Source organism: uncultured Dokdonia sp. (assembly GCF_947496725.1).
Classification (GTDB): domain Bacteria; phylum Bacteroidota; class Bacteroidia; order Flavobacteriales; family Flavobacteriaceae; genus Dokdonia.
On the sequence record NZ_CANMDS010000001.1, the window covers coordinates 446,822 to 465,200 of the forward strand.

Genomic DNA, 18,379 nt, shown 5'->3' on the forward strand with positions numbered 1-18,379 from the left:
TGATATAATTGCAAAACTGCTATTACCTCTGAGAGATTTTTTCGTCTGTCAGAGGTACTAGTTCCTTAACTATACCAACTACTTATTTGCGTAACTCTATTTAGTAATTAAATTAAATTTACGTCTGTAACTACTTCTAACAAGGCTGGGCCATTATGTTCATTAAGCTTTTTCATAGCTGGTAATAAATCCTCGAGTTTCTCAACGCGAATACCGAGAGCACCACAGTTTTGAGCATACTTTGCAAAGCTAGGATTTGTTAATGAGGTTTGCCATACATCAACCTCTGCTGCACGTTGCTCCTTTGATATTTTACCTAGCTCAGAGTTATTGAGTACTATATGTTTAATATTCATATTATACTTTACTAAAGTATTTATTTCGGCTAGGTATTGACCTAAACCAGCATCACCAGACACAGACCATATAGGTCTCTTATCACCTTCTGCTGCCCAGGCACCCATTGCCGCCGGTAAAGCAAAGCCTATAGAACCTAGATATCCAGACATCAATATAGACTGGTTTGTAGGCTCAAAATATCTACCAAATGAATACGTATTATTACCTACATCTACAGCTATCACTGCATTTTCTGGTGTAACTTTATTCATTGCATCAAAAACAGAAATAGAGCTAAGCCCATCACCACAATCTTTAAGGCGGCTTTCTTTTTCTTCACGCCATAGTCTCCAGCGTTCCTCTATTTCTCCACGTTGATCTACCGCCACAGTCATTTTATTAGTTTGAGCCTCAATAATTTTCATTGTTTCTGAAATTTCTCCCCATAAGGCAACATCTACTTTATGATGTTTACTAAGCGCCATAGGGTCATAATCAACTTGAATTATTGGCTTCTTTGGAGTGATACCTGTATGATTAGAAAATGAAGCTCCTAGTACAAATAACAAGTCACTTTCATTCATAAACCACGATGCTATAGGAGTACCACTTCTGCCTAAAACTCCACAACCTAAGGGATGCTTATCTGCTATTAATCCTTTTGCTTTAAAAGTGGTGATGATTGGACAATTTAAAGCTTTCGCGAAAGCGGTAATAGCCTCCATCTCAAAACGTGCACCGTGCCCAACAATAATTACAGGTCTTTCTGCTTTCTTAAGAAGCTCTACTGCCTTATCAACCATCTCTTTTGGAGGGCTTATATTAAAAGGAGTAATTCTATCTTCTGGAGTTTGTGCCTTTGCATTTTCTGGCTTCTCTGTAAATGCTACCTCATCTGGAAAGGTTAAATGCACTACATTTTTCTTTACAAGCGCCGTCTTTAATGCAAGTGACATTAACTCACTATGATTAGAATTTAAATGCACTGCGTGATTAAATTGAGTCACACTTTCAAAAGCTTTTACAAGATCTACTTCTTGAAAAGCACCAGTCCCAACTACCTGAGTATTAATTTGCCCTGAAAGCGCTAGCAATGGAGCTCTATCAACTTTTGCGTCCCACATTCCTGTATACATATTTGTAGCACCTGGACCAGCGATGCCAAAACAGGCTGCAGGTTTTCCTGTTAATTTTGCATAACCAGAGGCAGCAAATGCAGCAGCACCCTCGTGTCTAATACCAAAAAACTGTAGTTTCCCCTTTTTCTCCTGCCTTCTCATAGCATCTGCAACCGCAAGATTACTATGTCCTACCATTCCAAAAACAGTATCAACACCCCAGTTTACCATAGTCTCAATCATCACATCAGATATAGTTTCTCTATGCGTTTCCTCTTCTGGGATTGCAACATAAATAGCCTCACCCTCTTCTTTCACTTCAAAATTCTTGATCCCGTCATCAAAGCCTCCAGGTGAGTTTCCCGTACACGGGTCATAATCCCAACCGTGCCAAGGACAGCGTAACATTCCATTTTCTATAGAACCTTCTCCAAGAGGTCCACCTTGATGTGGACATTTGTTATCTAATGCTGAAAATTTTCCTTTGTAATGCGTTAAACAGATACCTTGATGACCAGCAGTTACAGTCTGGACTCGTCCCTCAGGGAGCATTTTTCTATTGTCTAATACCTTGTACCACTTTTTACCCTTTGAGTCCATAACTTGTGTATTTAATTCAACTTATTTTTAAATTGTTGTTGGCGTATTTTTACTGCTCTATAGGAATAAGTTATTAAAGACAGAATCCCTATTAATGCTAAAACAATAGCAAGAACACTAGTATATAATGAAGTTTTTTCTAAATCAAATAGCCCATTTATCACACTTGAGATCAATAGAAACCCTACTGCTGTATAAAGAAAAACCATAGCTGTATTTAACAATTTTAACTGCACAAGCTTTTTTGTAATCATCTTCTTTTGCTTGGACTGCTCAATCATTTGGTTAATCTCATTACTCAAAGCTACCATTAAGGTAGATGTAGAAAGAATAAGTAATCCCAAACCTGGAACTATCGTTATAGGTAGGTACCAATTTTCCATAGAGTTAAATAACGTTTGGATTACTTAAATATACAAAGCGTTGTAGACGGCCATACATTTTATACGGCTTGTAATTTACTAATCACTTCTTTAAAAAACTTTACACCATCTGCCTCCACAATTCCCCTAGCATCGAGTATGGCTCCTTTAAAACCGTTAGATTTCCAATCACCTATGGTTAATGATTCTAATCCAGATGGATCTATAGCTTGACCTCCTTTGTAACCTGTGATGTATAAATAGTGATTTTCGCAAAGGCTATCTGGAATAGCTAGTCCTAAGCCCACTGTTATATGTGAATCTGGAATTAGGCTATAAATGCCAGTGTCAAAATGGTGTGGCCAGATTCTTATAGATGTATTAAGATTATAGTGAATATCTATTCTTTCTAGAATAAATTGAGCTAGAATACGTAGATGCATCATCTCACTCAAATCCTCAACATCAGACAACTTAAAAGTAAAATCATCATCAATAGAGTAAGGCAATTCATAATGGAATTTATACGAATATTCTTTGTTGATAAATTCACGAGAGTTACTAGAAATCCATTCTACAAGTCCTTTATGAGTAGCTCCATCTAAGTCTATTACTTTTGAAACTGCATCAGATCTCCATTCTAAACTAAAGTTTTTATAATTCAAAATGAGCTTATCACTAGCATCAGACAGCGAGTGCGTCTCAAGGATAGCTTCCTCTGGGTTAAATCCTAGGTTTGTATGACTATCGTCTTCTTTTTTAGGCAAAAAACTTATTCCTGCTGCGGCTAGATATTGAGAAGCGATGTGTAATTGTTTTTCTATAGTGTCCATAATGTATCTTATTAAATTCCAGCATAATTAATTCCAGTCAAGAAATGTATATCTCTATCATATGTAGAAAGGTCATCTTGATTAAACTTTTCAATATTGTCATACCCACAAGCTCTCGCTACGACCTTAATTAAATTGTTTGTAGCTTCAAAGTAGTTCTGTAACTGCTTTGCCGATGAGTCAATAATTAAACGACTACGCAAAGATTCCTTTTGTGTAGCGATCCCTACTGGACAATTATTGCTTCCGCAGGCACGCATTCCTAAACACCCAATAGCTTGTAATGCAGAGTTTGAAACTGCTATTGCATCTGCTCCTAGCATTAATGCTTTGGCAAAATCTTCTGCTACGCGTAAACCCCCTGTAATTATAAGGGTTACATCTTTTGCTCCTACTTTATCTAGATAAGTACGTGCTCTAGCAAGTGCTGGTATGGTAGGGACATTAATATGATCTCTTAATACTTTAGGTGCAGAGCCTGTACCTCCTCCTCTACCGTCTAGAATGATATAGTCTACCCCTACATCTAGAGCAAACTGGATATCCTTTTCTATATGACTAGCTGCAATTTTAAATCCTATAGGGATACCTCCTGTGCGTTCTCTTACCGCTTTCGCGAAAGCTTTAAAATCTTCAACACCGTGAAAATCTGGAAATGTCGCTGGTGATATTGCTGTCTCTCCTTCTTTTAACCCTCTCACCTCAGCAATTTCTTTACTTACTTTGCTACCTGGCAGGTGTCCTCCCGTACCAGTTTTGGCACCTTGCCCAGCTTTAAAGTGAAAAGCTTGAACGTTATCTAGTTTATCCCAAGAGAATCCAAATTTCGCGGAAGCGAGCTCATAAAAATATTTTGAATTATTAGCTTGCTCTTCTGGCAACATCCCTCCTTCTCCAGAACAAATACCTGTTCCTGCTAGTTGAGCACCTTTAGATAAAGCTACTTTTGCTTCACGAGATAGTGCACCAAAGCTCATATCACTTACAAATAATGGTATATCAAGGATTAACGGCTTCTTTGCCTTTGCTCCTATAACGACTTTAGTAGCAACCGCATCTTCATCTAATAAGGGTCTTGAGGCTAGTTGCGCAGGTAAAAACTGAATATGATCCCATTTAGGAAGTGTGTTTCTATCTACACCCATCGATGCAGAAAACCCGTGATGACCTACATTCTTTAGTCCATTTTTTGCAAGTTCTTTTATATAACCCGTATAAGGTTCTGTGTCTTCTGGATGGGTATCTGCATAGGCTCCTAGATATTCATCTCTATTAAAAGGTTGTGGATTCTTTTTGAGATATGCATCTATCTCAAAAGCATCTACCAGGAGCTTCCCATCTTCTATTTTAGTAGAAAATTTATGTAGCACCTCACTATTATTATATTCTGAAACACCCGAGTCTACGCGATAATCCCATCCGTGAACTCCACAAATTAAATTATCGCCATCTACGTGACCGTCAGACATTAAAGCTCCTCTATGATGACACCTTCCGTACAGAACAGAAATTTCTTCATCAAACTTCACAATCACTAAATCTAATCCATTAACGAGTGCGTGCTCTGGTTCTTTATTCTTTAAGCTATCTACTTGAATTATTGCTACAGGTTGTTTCATATTTGATATAATTTTTGAAGTTTAATATTAAAAGACAAAGCCTAAGGAAAACACAATCCTTCCACCATCTGTACTTGAGTAATACCCTAGATTAGTAGTAAATGTTTCTAAGCCACTTACCCAAAAGGAGCCACCAACGCTATTATGCCATTTATCTGAATTATCGTTTTCTACCCATACTCTCCCGTAGTCAAAACCTCCAGTTACACCATACTTAAGTGGTATAAAACTGGTTTTAAATTTACCTAACAGCAATCTCAAGTCTGTATTTTGATATACTGAGTACTTACCAATAAAACGTTCTTTTCTAAACCCTCGCAGACTGTGATTACCGCCTAAAGAAGCCCCGTGGTAAAACTCAAAATTATCACCAAGAATAGCTTCTCCACCTATCTTTGTTGCTAGTACAAGACTGGCACTTTTGTTTAATCTATGGTCTATTGCTATGTGAGGACGTACATATCCAAAATTATTGTCGATGTCTTCTCCATCAATATTAGCTTTATAACCTGCCGTGATACTCGCATCTAATCCTAATGTAGGGTAAGCGATATCATCCTTGTTTTTAAAACTGTAATTAACTTCTGCACCTGCATAGGTTTGTTTTTCAAAAACTGAAGCCGTCGCAGGTAGAAAGTTTATGAATCTATCTTCTACATTTTCTACTTCAAAAGATTCTATTAAAGGTTTGAAGTAAAACGAACCTCCATCTCTACCATTCCAAATCAAGGAAATAGCTACATTCCATTCTTTTATACTTACCCTATTAAAATCAATCTCCACTTCATCTTTATCATAAAGCGTTTCATTCCCAAAACCAAAAAAGTTTTGTGCAAAATTTGGACTCGTATATTTCCCCTCTACTCCAAAATTCCAGTTATGAAATATATTTGCAAACTCTCCTTTATAAGAAACATCATAACCGGAATTACCAGTATAATATGAAGCACTCACCGAATGCTTTGTAGTAAATGGATTGCGCTGAATCCCATATGTTGTAAAATTATTTACAAAACCTATACGTAATCCATCGTCAGGGTTTGCGCCTATGATGGGCAAAAATTGATTAATACTATATTTACGTTTTTTATAATCGTAGTTATTTATCTCATAATCATCTACTAGCCATTTTTTTGACTTGTTATTAACGATGGTATTATTCTTCCCTTTATAATCATAGAGTTTCACTTTTTTTGTATTCTCAAAATTATAAATGTCATTTTTCTTTCCTCCTAAAACCTTTATAGTGATGTGATTGTTTCCTTCTCCTGTTACGTTGAAGGTATCATTACCATCTAAACCATAAATCCAAATTTCTTTAGTTTCATCTTTATTAAATATTCTTTCAAAGATTTCTAGGTCTTTTCTTTGAGCGGTAATTTTAGTTTGCCCGTTTGGAAGCCTTGTGATATCAAAGACATCATCTTTCTGTGTTCCAGTAATAACTTCGTGTTTGTTTACATAATCATAGTATCTGCGAGCGATATCTATAATATTACCTCTTCTTCCTCTAAGACTTTTCTTAATTTCTTCAATTGTTTGACCTTCAACTTCTGCTGGTAGATTTTGGAATGCATTTTCTATTACCTCATCTGTTAATCCAGTTTGTAAGGTTATTGCTTCTCTTTCCCAATCTTCCCAATTAGATTGATTAATAAAAGTCATATCTAATGGGTATGGCTCAAAACTAAACCACTTAGGGCTTGGTAATTCCTCATCAAACGACTGCATCATACGTAAGCTCGGAACTGCACAACGCAAAAATCCCAATATACTTCCATCAAAAACTGAAAACGCTTGGTCTCTGTCTCTTGGAATAGGTTTACATATTTCCGAACCGTCTTCATTTTCAAAAAGTGCCCAACGCCATTGATCTTCGTGCCTGTCCCAGTCGCCTATGAGCATATCAAAAAGCCTTGCTCTAATGTATGATGGTTCATCTACTATAGACTTTCCCGTTTTATTTATTTCTAAGAGTACGTCGCTTGTGCTTAAAATATCTTTTGGCTTTCCAAAACTTTCTAAGTCTTTATGTCCAGATTCTACGCGTTCTTCAATAAGATACAATTCATCACCATACTCGTCATTAAACTCACCGAGACCTTTTTGTTTAGGGATGTAGTACAGCTCTGGATTTGTATGAAATATATCAACTGCATCTGCCAGTGTTCCTATTGTGGTAGGTGTATAAGGATGGGCTGTTGTATAAAAGTCTAATAAGAAATTATCTGCAAAACTTCCTTCTAGTTCTTCTTCAACATACTTATCTTGAAATGCTGTGGACTGTAGAAATTTAATCGCACTTTTTCTTAGTGCTCTCATTACATATTCTCTACCATCTTTAGTTTCTAATCGTAAAGATTTCGATTGGTGTCCACCACCTCGTCTTGTAGGTGTAAGCCCTCCTTTTAAGGTATCTACAAAAGCTACTTTAGCATTTACTGATTTACTATAGTATTCTCTATAATGGTCTCCCCAAAGCCCTTTATATACTTTGCTTTTCTCCGTCTCATCTACAGAGTAAACAGAAGAACTAAATGTTGAACCAAAGCTACTTTTATCTTTAAAGTTGTTAAATAATTCTTCTTGAACTGGCACAATAACTTCGGCTGTATAAGGTGATGCCGTGCCTTGAAATGTAACACTTATTCTACCTCCTTTAAAAAAATCAATTCGTGCATAACCATTTTCGCTTGAAGCGAAATCTTTACTACTTTTTACAGAAGCATTTCTCGTTTGACCTGCAGCTCCACTTATTATTTGAGGAACTCCATATTTATTAATGTATTGTAAATTTTTATCGTGTCCAGAAACAAAGAAAATATCCTTTGTCTGCCTTGCAAGAGTGACTAGACGATTCCTAAATTTTCTGTTTTGCTTGTTTTGAAAATCGTGTAGAGAAGTTCCACCTGTTCTAGCTATTAATCCTTCATTAGTATTTGAAAAAACAGGATGATGCATTGCTACCATTATTATTTTTCCTTGCGACTTTTTAAGCATACTCTCAAAAGCTAGAAAAAACTCTGTCCTGTTTTTAATATCACAATCTTCGTTTAGATAGATATGCTCATTCCAATCTTCTAGATACCATTGAGAATCAACTGTAATTAAAACGACATCATCTGTGATATCCGTTTTTTTTATAGGACAACCCTCATCTGGGTAGAATTTTGCTTTACTCTTTTTTTGAATAAATTTTTCTATATCTCTTACATCTCTATGACCGTCAACAACCCATTCGTGGTGTCCTGGTGTAAAAACCACTTTGCCATTAAATGATTTTAAGATATCTAATTGGGATATTATTTTAGTTTTTGCCTCCCTAGAATAACCATCTTTAGAAACAGCATTACCAAGTATGAGTAATTTTGAATCTTTTAATGTTTTAGCTTCCTCATTAATTTGAGATAAGACATTATTGTTATCTGCAGTTCCAGTATTTGCAGTAACAAAAACTGAAGTTTCTAATTGTTGTGCAGTTGCAAAAAAACTAAATAATAGTAGCCCGCATAAAACACTAATTCTGGTTGGATTAGAAGTTTTCATATTATTTGTTGTTGATGGGTTTTAGATAATAAATTTTCAAAATAGTTAAACTACTGAAAAGTAATAGAGAGTAATAACACATTGGCGTGCTTGAAGCTGTTTTAGGGCATTGTGCAGTTCCTGCAAATTGCATCATAGAAGCCACTAAAGCTATAGTACCTGCCAATACTGTAAATAGAAAGTACACGACATTCCATTTTTTTATGAGATGCGCTATGAGTGGAAGAATAAAACAGATTAGGATAACCAAACACATTGGTATGTACATTATTTTGGGACACCCAACGCCAGTTTTAAATTCTTCAATTACGAGACCTCCAGCTCCATTAATTCCTATTATTAGAATTACCAAAATGAGATAATATGTGAACTGTTTAGCCATTACTTTTTATACACCACCTTACAAGTAGGACACTCAGGTCCCTTTACAGTGCTCTTAAGTTTTATCCCATTCATTTGTGTTACTATAAAATCTTGTACAAATGCATAATTTGCACTATGATTGTTAACACTTATTTGAGTGTCCTTATACTTTTCTCTTATAAGATTATCATATTCCTGGTCTCCCCAACAGTTAGGACAATAGTCACTAGATAATTCCGAAATTTCTTTCTCATTTCTATTACCGAATAGTTCTTTTATAAATTTCATTTTTGAGCTATTTTATTCCTAATTTGTGATAATCTTTTCTAGACAGCCTTATTTCTGCTGGGTTCTAAACTATAATAAGGCAAAATAATTAACCTATCGTATCATATAAATATTATAGAAATTTACTATCAGTAAGTTATGAGGCAATTTAGTGCCTTATATTAATTTGGGAAAGCTTTAGTTTTTCAATAGTTACTCTAGGCGACACGTTGTAGTAGTTTTATATAACTTCTTCACGAAGTATGATTTAAAAACTCATATATTTTCTTCAGGTTTTCCTATAGTTGCATTCTGTTTTTCAACTTCAGCTTTCAAATCAATAATTCTATTAATTTCTGGATTATCAACCGTAATTTCTTTATCGTTTGCTAACCAAACTTTAATATTGAAAACAGTAGACTCTTTGCCTAATCCAAATTGAATCAGTGATGTTTGATCACTAGCTAAACCTTCACCAGTTACTAGCCATTCGGTTAGTGTTCTTGTAGGTGTAGTTACTGTTACTTTTGCCCCTTGTACATTAACCGATTCTCCTAAATCTACTTGTAGATAGTTGTTAGTTCCGCCTTTATTAATATATGCTAACGAAGGTGTATCAATATTTACCCAAATCATATCCAAATATCCGTCTTGATTAAAATCGCTTACTAACGAAGTAATGGCAAAATAAGGATTGACAACACCGCTTTTCTCTTCGGTTGGTGCAAACGTTCCATCTTCTTTTTGGATTAATAATCTACTAGGTAATCTAAAGAGTTTATTAGGTGCTAAATCCACATAATTTTCGGCAACCATTAAATCTTGTAAACCATCGTTATTCATATCGCCAAAGGTGCAACCCCAAGAAAATTCGTAATCTGCTATTTTAGTTTCTTCAGCTGTATCTGTAAATTTAAAGTTACCATCATTTTTAAAGAGAATCCATTTCTCATTAAATAAGGATGCATCTTTTATATCTCCTTTTGCTAATGCTCTAGGCAAAGTACTTCCTGTATTAGAAAACATAAAATCTACCAAACCATCATTATTATAATCACCAACTGCTAAGCCCATTGGATAGGCGAATTTTTTGGTTAATGGGTTAGGTTTCATTGTATAGGTAAGATCTCCATTATTTTTATAGGTTCTGGCTTCACCTGTATCGTGTACAACCACTAAATCTAACCAAGAATCATTATCTATATCTATTAATACGCCTTGAAATGTATTATGGATATAATCTAAACCTGCCTGTTTTGTAATGCTTATGTAATTTTCGTTGCCTGTATTTAAAAGTAACTCACTTGTAGAACCATAGGTGTAATCTTCAAAAATGGTTTGTCCTTCCATTAACTCCTTTTTAAGGTAGGTTGCCATAAAAATATCTAAATCACCATCTTTATCTATATCGCCAACAGTTAATCCTGCAGGAGTAGATTTTTCGTTTATTGGTGTGTCAATTTTTTTAGCTGTGAATTTTCCATCGGTATTATAATAAATGGTTAATCCATCTTCTCTACCTAGAATAATATCTGTAAATCCGTTATTGTCAAAATCTGCAGAGACAACACCAACTGTAGTGGTTGTTTTTCCCTTCTTAGGCAAATTCACCTCTCCTGATATATTGACAAACTCGTTATTTCTATAGGCAAAAATGGCATCTTCTTGATTCATTCCGCCACCAAAAAATACTTCATCAATATTATCGTTATCGATATCTATTAAAGCTGACGGTGCAATAGGCAACGATTTATCACCATTATATTGATGCTTGAAATCGAGTGCTACTTCCTCAAATAAAGGAATTTTACTCTCATCTATTGTGATGTCATATTTATCTGAAACTGAATCTCTCCAGAAAAAACCAAGAACTAGTAAGATTAATAAAAGGATGAGTATTCCAACGAATTTTAGAATTTTTTTAAGCATTTTGATGGTTTTTAGTGTATCTGTTTAGTTGATATAAGGATAATCCAAAGAGGATAAAATGTGTTACATTCATCAATATTGGTAACATATGCTTACCGATAGACGGAACTAATTTCCCCAAAACGACTAACAAAATAAGTATAACAATTGGGTTGAAAATGGCCATCCATTTTTTATAAAATGTACCACCTTTTAAAATGGCGATTGCAAAAACTACAGAAAGTGAAGCTATAACTATACGTAAAGCTTTAACTAAAACTTCCATATGGTCTGTATAATGCACTAATAGATTTTGGTAGGTTGATGCATCTATAGTATCCTTTAAATGTACAATATTGCCTATAGAAGCTCGTGAGCCAATCCAAATCCCACCTACTGCAAATGCTATAAAACCTATTGCTAAAACAATTCTAGCTAAAGTTTCACTTCCAGATTTTAGCATTCTATAAATATGTATGTAGCCAGCGAAATAAAAAGGTAAACCAATAATGGCTAAAAAATGACCTATGGTAAGGTTTTCTAATGGTACAAATTTGAAAAATTCATAATCATTAGAATGTTCTAAAATTGAGGATGAATAGTGTAGTAAATATTCGCCTAGTCCTACTATAATAGAAGCTATTAGACCTAAGTAGCCTAAAATATTGGTTATTTTCATTATGTTGATAGTTGGTTAGTTTTAACTTTGTCGATATATGTTAAAACTCCTTTCAAAATAAAATAAAGAACTACTTCATAGGCATTTCAATTAGTGTCTAACCCAGCCTTTCATAAAAAAATTGGTGAGATAGTTTTAATGTAGTATAACCCCTATCTTATATCCATTACTATAACTTTCTATTGGTCCCATTATATAGATGATTTAAATTTTTGTAATTAACCACCCAATACAAAAAATATTAGTTATTACTCCTATTTATTTTTTGAAATAAACTCAACATTATAGTCTATTACTCCTTCTTTACGCATATTGCTCATAACATTACTGACCGTTTGTCTGGATGTATTAGTAAGGTTTGCGATATCTTTATGAGAAAGTAGATTCTTTGCTATTATTTTCCCTGTTTTATCATCCTCCCCAAAATCCTCCAGATAATCTGAAACAAATTCTTTAATCCTCGTAGCACTATCTTTAAATAACAAATCGTTCAATCTTCTCTCTAGCTTTTGAATACGTAATCCGTAAACTTTTAATAATCCATTTTTAAGTGATTTATGTTTTTCAATTAGAGATTCCATTTGTTTAGACTCAATGTAACAAATCACACAATTTTCTAAGGCATAAGCAACCTCCTCTGCAGCAGCCTCTTCATCATAAAGCGCAAGTTCTCCAAAAACATTACCGCGTTTGACAATATATTTTACAGTACCACTATTACTGTCAACAATTTTGACACTACCTCTTTTTAAGAAAAATACACTGTCTTTATATTCATCTTTAAGTTCTATACGCTTGCCTTTCTCTATATTATCCATTTCAAGAATTTCACAGATTTTCATCATATTGAGAATTCCGAGTTTTTTAAAAAGGTTGAAACCTTCTAAGAACCAATATTTTGTAATTACTTTCAATTAATATCTATATGTTAATTTGTAATAAAGTAAAGCTAATCAAATAAACATTGTGCTAATATTTTATTTTCTTCATAGTTACTCTAGGCGACACTCAATTTTAGTAAAATTAGTTGATTGATAGAAATAACAAATTAATTAGACTTTAAACAGGCCCACTTTTTTCTAAGTAATTTCTTCTTCTTTTTGTCTAAAGCCATTTACTATTTTCTCCATATGACAATTGTCATAAACTAGATCTTGCTCACATATTATTTTTGAAAAAAAATATTTTTTATGTGCACACTTATATCAAAATACAACGTTGCTGGACCCAGATATACGAGTTACCCTACGGTTCCTTACTGGGATAAAGAGCTATTTACCCTTAAAGGATGGAAAGAAACCTTAGTAAAAAGTTTTAATGAAAGTAACACTACAGAAGGTATAAGTCTTTATATACATTTACCCTATTGCGAGAGTATGTGCACCTTTTGTGGCTGTAATAAACGTATTACAAAAAATCACAGTGTGGAGATTCCTTACATACAATCTGTACTCAAAGAGCTCACACTTTATGTAAAGCTTTTAGGTAGCACTCCCCTAGTTAAGCAATTACATCTAGGTGGTGGTACTCCTACTTTTTTCTCTCCAGAGCACTTAGATAGACTACTAGATGGAGTCTTTAGCCTCACCAACAAAGCAACAGAGTTTGAGCTAAGTTTTGAAGGACATCCTAACAATACCACAAAAAAACATCTTAAAACATTACATAAACAAGGCTTTACCAGAGTTTGCTACGGTGTACAAGATTATAATGAAACTGTTCAAAAAGCTATAAACAGAGTACAGCCATATCACAATGTAAAAACGGCAACCACAACCGCAAGAGAAGTAGGATACAGCTCTGTAGGTCACGATATTATTTATGGTCTACCTTTCCAAACGCAAGATGATGTGATAAGTACAATCTTAAAAACCATAAATTTACGACCAGACCGCATCGCTTTTTATAGCTATGCCCACGTACCGTGGATGAAGGGGAACGGCCAGCGTGGCTTTTCTGATCAAGATTTACCCTCTGCAGAGCAAAAGAGAATGCAATATGAGATAGGTAAAAAAATGCTAGTCGAGGCAGGTTATGTAGAGATAGGTATGGATCATTTTGCGCTAGTAAATGACAGCCTTCACACCTCACAACAAGCAGGAAAAATACATCGCAATTTTATGGGGTATACCTCTAGTAAGACACAAGTAATGATAGGTCTAGGTGTATCTGCTATAAGCGATAGCTGGTACAGCTTTGCTCAAAATGTAAAAAACATTGAGGAGTACCAGCAGCTAGTAGAAGACGGTATTCTCCCTATCTTTAGAGGGCATTTACTTACAGATGAAGACCTTATTATAAGACAGCATATTCTTAACTTAATGTGTGAGTTTAAAACCTCGTGGGCAGATCAAAAACTACACTTCCCAGAAATACCTGATGTACTTATAAAACTTAAGGAGTTAGAAAATGATGGTTTAGTAGTAATAGATGCAACTGGTATCGAAATTACAGAAAAAGGAAGACCTTTTGTGCGTAATATTTGCCTACCATTTGACCTACGCCTACAGCGCAAAAAGCCAGAGACACAATTATTCTCTATGACTGTATAATCTAAAAGTCATAATAATAAAAAAAGGAGGAATCACCTATTAAGATGATTCCTCCTTTTTTGTTTTTTTAAATAACGCTTTCGCGAAAGCGGTCTAAACCTAAGCCCCTCTTTGCACTTTAATAAACATTAAAGCAATGCGTATATCTATCACTTTATAGACTACTCGGGTACATAAAGCGCTCAATATACTAGCCATTATTTGTATCATCTTCTTCTTGGTTTGTAGCAGATTTACCGTTGCGAGACATACTATATACGATAAGTACCATCGCAATACACACCACGGCAAAAACGCCTATTAACATTGCTCCCATTCCCCAGTCTACGAGTAGTAATAATGAATTTTTCATAAGTTTAAAGTTTAGAGGTTGTAAAAAAATCTATGTTTAGTAATATCTCTTAGTGACACGCGTGCTGCGCGGCTATTTTTTCTATACGCACATTTTCTGAGGGAGATATATAAGGAATCCCTAAGCCCATACCACGCAGTATAAACAGCACTCCTATTATAACTACAAATACAGGAATCGCTTTTACTATGCGCTGTTTAATCGTTCCTTTTAAAAAGTTACCTAAGTAAATAGCCGTTGTCATAAGTGGTATGGTCCCTAGTCCAAAAATGGCCATATAAAGACCACCCTGTAAAGCATCTCCAGAAGCCAGCGCTCCAAAAACTGCCATATACACAAGTCCGCAAGGCAACAACCCATTAAGATACCCGATGGTAAAAAACGTTGCTGGATCTTTCTTTTTAAGCGCAGCTCCCATATTACTTTTTACTTTTCCCACTATTTTATATATGGGTTTTGAGATGCTATATTTACTTAAAAATCGTGAAGGAATAAGTATTACAGCGATCATTAAAACACCTATAGCAATAGACAAATTTTGCTGAAAACCAAAGAGATTAAGACTCTTCCCCACTACCCCAAAAATGAGACCTATCACGCTGTAGGTAAGAATTCTTCCTGCGTGATAGCTTGATAATTGAAAAAAGCGCTTTACGGGGTTTTTACGATCTACAGGTAACATAAACGCAATAGGCCCACACATCCCTACACAGTGAAAACTCCCTAATAAACCGAATATGAGTGCAGACCAAAGCATTTAATAACTTATTGATTTTTTATACATATAATCTTGATCACCATCACTCCAGGTGATTGTGATATTCCATCTTCCAGCAATGAGTTTATGATCTGGTATAAGCTGTTTACCATCTGTGATAGCAAGCGGTATTTCAAAATCTAACAGCTCATTAGACGGTCTATATAAGGAGACAGTACCCTTTATAGAACTAGCATCTATAGATGCTGGAAATGTAAGTAACCACCCCTCTGGAGTAAGTATTCCATTAATTTTACCTTCAAGAAGATTTGCATTAGTTTCGGCATCTATTTCGGTTTGATACTTCATTTCTTTTGCATAATACTCTTCGGTTACCAGATCGTGACTATACTTCTTATCTGTGCTCATTGTGATGACCATATACAGTATGAAAGCCATAAATGAGATCATTCCCACTACAATACCTTTTCCCCAGTTCCACTTCATAATTGTTCTTTTTTTGCTTTCGCGAAAGCGTTATACTATCTATATGTTCTTGGTCCTAAAAATGAGGTAACCGTTGTCTCTATTAGCTCATCACCGCTATACACCTCAACCTCTAGTTGTTCTTTATCACTCTTAATAGCGCTTGCATTTATCTCAATAAACAGTGTGCCTTCTGCAAGACCTTGACCGCTTATATCAAAAAAATTGCCTGAGACAACCTCTATAGTCCCTTTATGAGAAGCAAGTTTAAAGTGTACATCATTTATATCTTCTATGGTTTTATTAACTAGTTTAAAGGTGTACACATTGCTTATCATATTATCTGCCTTGTGCTCATAAAGTTGGCCTGGTAATCTTAAGATACGTGCCTCTACATCGTTACGTAAAAAGAGCATCCCTATAAGTACCGCTATGAGAATACCTAGTACAGCTGTATAGCCCTTGAGTCTAGGTGTAAATTTGAACTTTTCTTTTTTCTCAATATTATCTTCACTTGCATAGCGTATAAGCCCTGTGGGAAGATTTACAGCCTCCATCATATGGTCACAGGCGTCTATACAAGCAGTACAGTTTACACACTCTAGCTGGGTGCCATTACGTATATCTATACCTGTAGGACATACGTGCACACAGGCAAAACAGTCTATACAATCACCTTTACCTGTAGTGGCGCGTTCTTCATTTTTTTTAAATTTTGCGCGACCTTCTTCCTTTTCTCCTCGTTTGTGATCATAAGCCACTACAATAGATTTATTATCTAGCAGCACACCTTGTAGACGACCATAAGGACAAGCGATAATGCATACTTGCTCTCTAAACCACGCAAATATGAAATAGAATACACCTGTAAAAATAAGTAATGATACTAGTGTGCTTATGTGCTTAGACGGTCCATCTGTGATATATCTTATAAGCTGGTCACTGCCTATGAGATAGGCAAGAAACACATTTGCTATAAGAAAAGAGATGATAAAAAATATAGACCACTTAAGGGCTCTTTTTTTTATTTTCTCCTTTGTCCACGGCATTTTTTTAAGTCGTATTTGTTTCCCTCTATCACCATCTATCCAGTACTCAATACGACGAAAAACCATTTCCATAAATATGGTCTGTGGGCATACCCAGCCACAAAATAATCTACCAAAGGCAACGGTAAACAAAATCACAAAAACCACCCCAATAATCATCATTATTACAAACAGGTGAAAATCTTGTGGCCAAAATGGGTAGCCAAAAATATTAAAGCGACGCTCTAATACGTTAAACATCAAAAACTGGTTACCACCTATTTTAATAAAAGGCGCACTAAATAAAAATAAGAGCAATACATAGCTTACATACTTGCGGTACTCGTACCACTTACCGTCTGGCTTTTTAGGAAAAACCCAAGCACGTTTACCCTCCTCATTAAGAGTGCCTATAGTGTCTCTAAAGTTATCTTGTCCTTGCTCTGCCATACTGAGTATTATAAGGTGCTTTTTTTTACTAATTACTTGCTGCTACGGTAATCTCTTCTACCACTAGAGAGTCTACTTCTTTTACAGGTACAGTTACAGGTGCTGCGTCTGGGTCTATCCAGATCTCACCTTCTGCTTGCTTAGGCTCTGCCGGAGTAGTACCCTGTAATGAGAGTACAAAGCTGGCTACTTGAGCCATTTCTGCAGGTTTAAGTTCAGATTTCCAAGAGATCATACCCTTACCATCACGACCACCTTCTGAAATGGTTTTAAATACATTTTTTATACCTCCACCTAGAATCCAGTGTTGATCTGTAAGGTTAGGACCTATACCTCCTCCACCATCTGCTTTATGACAGGCAATACAGTTATTTGTGAAAATGGCTTTACCAGCATTGATATCACTAGCATCTGTAAGTAGTGTTACTGTATTAATATCTACAAGATCCTTAGCTGTTTTTTTCCATTCTTCTATTTCTGCTTTTGCCTCTGCAACCGCAACCTGATATTCTTCTTCTTGGTCATAGTCGTTAAACACTTCAAATCGTACTAGGTATATTACCGCAAAGACAATCGTTGCATAAAACATATATACCCACCAAGGCGGTAAATTATTATCAAGCTCCTTGATCCCATCATAATTATGGTCAAGTATGATCTCGTGCTCCTCCTCTACTGCTTTACTTCCTAGAGAGGCTTTATACTTCTCCTTAAACCACTTAAACTGGTTTTCTTTTGCGAGAGCTGCCTCTTTATCATATACTTTTTGTGCGTCTGGCTTGAGGCTTTTATATAGAATACTTCTTAGGGCTTCTATGCTTATCTCACCAGCGGTATAAAAAAGAATGATTACTCCCAGTACTGCCCAGATCCAAGGTTCTTGTAAAAAAATAGATATCTCTCCAGTAGACCCTGCAATATCTATGATAAAATAACCCAGTATCGAGAAGCCTAAGATTCTTAAAAATGATGCTACTGTTCTCATAGATTTAATTATTTGAATTAAGTGTATTGTCGTTAAGTGGTATGTTGCTCACCTCTGCTATGTGGCTCTTCTTTGCTGTAAACACCCACCAGAAAAGGGCTGCAAAGAAGACAAAGAATATAAGTAGTGAGATGATAGGGTATATTTCAACCCCATCAATATTTTCTAGATTTCCTTTTACAAATTTTAACATCG

The 18,379-nt window shown here is 35.3% G+C and carries 16 protein-coding genes; 1 reads left to right on the forward strand and 15 read right to left on the reverse strand.

What is annotated here, in order from left to right; all coding sequences use genetic code 11:
- Positions 1-107: 107 nt before the first annotated feature.
- The 9 genes from Q0948_RS02030 to Q0948_RS02070 form a co-directional block, all read right to left on the reverse strand.
- On the reverse strand, positions 108-2,057 hold the full coding sequence (locus Q0948_RS02030) for a thiamine pyrophosphate-binding protein (RefSeq protein ID WP_298348006.1): 1,950 nt from the start codon (positions 2,055-2,057) through the stop codon (positions 108-110).
- 11 nt (positions 2,058-2,068) lie between these two features.
- A complete protein-coding gene (locus tag Q0948_RS02035; protein ID WP_298348004.1) occupies positions 2,069-2,440 on the reverse strand; it encodes a hypothetical protein in 372 nt (123 codons plus the stop codon).
- Positions 2,441-2,499: 59 nt separating this feature from the next.
- Positions 2,500-3,252: a hypothetical protein gene (locus tag Q0948_RS02040; RefSeq protein ID WP_298348002.1), complete on the reverse strand. Its 753-nt coding sequence runs from the start codon at positions 3,250-3,252 to the stop codon at positions 2,500-2,502.
- A gap of 11 nt (positions 3,253-3,263) precedes the next feature.
- On the reverse strand, positions 3,264-4,871 hold the full coding sequence (locus Q0948_RS02045) for a glutamate synthase-related protein (protein ID WP_035335774.1): 1,608 nt from the start codon (positions 4,869-4,871) through the stop codon (positions 3,264-3,266).
- Between the two features lie 27 nt (positions 4,872-4,898).
- Complete coding sequence (locus Q0948_RS02050; RefSeq protein WP_298347997.1) at positions 4,899-8,417, reverse strand: metallophosphatase; 3,519 nt, start codon at positions 8,415-8,417, stop codon at positions 4,899-4,901.
- A 381-nt stretch (positions 8,418-8,798) separates the two neighbouring features.
- Positions 8,799-9,068, reverse strand: a complete 270-nt coding sequence (locus Q0948_RS02055) for a hypothetical protein (protein WP_298347995.1) — start codon at positions 9,066-9,068, stop codon at positions 8,799-8,801.
- A 255-nt stretch (positions 9,069-9,323) separates the two neighbouring features.
- A complete protein-coding gene (locus tag Q0948_RS02060; RefSeq protein ID WP_298347993.1) occupies positions 9,324-10,976 on the reverse strand; it encodes a CRTAC1 family protein in 1,653 nt (550 codons plus the stop codon).
- Positions 10,969-11,634 carry a DUF6796 family protein gene (locus Q0948_RS02065; protein WP_298347991.1) on the reverse strand — a complete coding sequence of 222 codons (666 nt, stop codon included), beginning with the start codon at positions 11,632-11,634 and terminating at the stop codon, positions 10,969-10,971. The genes Q0948_RS02060 and Q0948_RS02065 overlap by 8 nt, the downstream gene beginning before the upstream one ends.
- Before the next feature lie 254 nt (positions 11,635-11,888).
- Complete coding sequence (locus Q0948_RS02070) at positions 11,889-12,479, reverse strand: Crp/Fnr family transcriptional regulator (protein WP_298347989.1); 591 nt, start codon at positions 12,477-12,479, stop codon at positions 11,889-11,891.
- Between the two features lie 345 nt (positions 12,480-12,824).
- Here Q0948_RS02070 and hemN point away from each other — a divergent pair, with 345 nt between their 5' ends.
- The gene (gene hemN / locus Q0948_RS02075; protein ID WP_298347987.1) at positions 12,825-14,186 is read left to right on the forward strand and encodes an oxygen-independent coproporphyrinogen III oxidase; all 1,362 of its coding nucleotides are present in this window, start codon (positions 12,825-12,827) and stop codon (positions 14,184-14,186) included.
- 190 nt (positions 14,187-14,376) lie between these two features.
- Here hemN and Q0948_RS02080 read toward each other — a convergent pair whose 3' ends face one another.
- From Q0948_RS02080 to Q0948_RS02105, 6 genes are read right to left on the reverse strand one after another with little or no spacing between them, the layout of a single operon-like run.
- Entirely contained in the window at positions 14,377-14,538 is a 162-nt protein-coding gene (locus Q0948_RS02080) for a hypothetical protein (protein ID WP_298347984.1), read from the reverse strand.
- A 49-nt stretch (positions 14,539-14,587) separates the two neighbouring features.
- Complete coding sequence (locus tag Q0948_RS02085) at positions 14,588-15,295, reverse strand: sulfite exporter TauE/SafE family protein (RefSeq protein ID WP_298347982.1); 708 nt, start codon at positions 15,293-15,295, stop codon at positions 14,588-14,590.
- A complete protein-coding gene (locus Q0948_RS02090; RefSeq protein ID WP_298347980.1) occupies positions 15,296-15,742 on the reverse strand; it encodes a FixH family protein in 447 nt (148 codons plus the stop codon).
- A gap of 35 nt (positions 15,743-15,777) precedes the next feature.
- Positions 15,778-17,199 carry a cytochrome c oxidase accessory protein CcoG gene (gene ccoG, locus Q0948_RS02095; RefSeq protein WP_298347978.1) on the reverse strand — a complete coding sequence of 474 codons (1,422 nt, stop codon included), beginning with the start codon at positions 17,197-17,199 and terminating at the stop codon, positions 15,778-15,780.
- Positions 17,200-17,227: 28 nt separating this feature from the next.
- The gene (locus Q0948_RS02100) at positions 17,228-18,184 is read right to left on the reverse strand and encodes a cbb3-type cytochrome c oxidase N-terminal domain-containing protein (protein WP_298347976.1); all 957 of its coding nucleotides are present in this window, start codon (positions 18,182-18,184) and stop codon (positions 17,228-17,230) included.
- Between the two features lie 4 nt (positions 18,185-18,188).
- Positions 18,189-18,377, reverse strand: coding sequence for a cbb3-type cytochrome c oxidase subunit 3 (locus tag Q0948_RS02105; protein ID WP_021778534.1), 189 nt, complete (start codon positions 18,375-18,377; stop codon positions 18,189-18,191).
- Between the last annotated feature and the right edge of the window lie 2 nt (positions 18,378-18,379).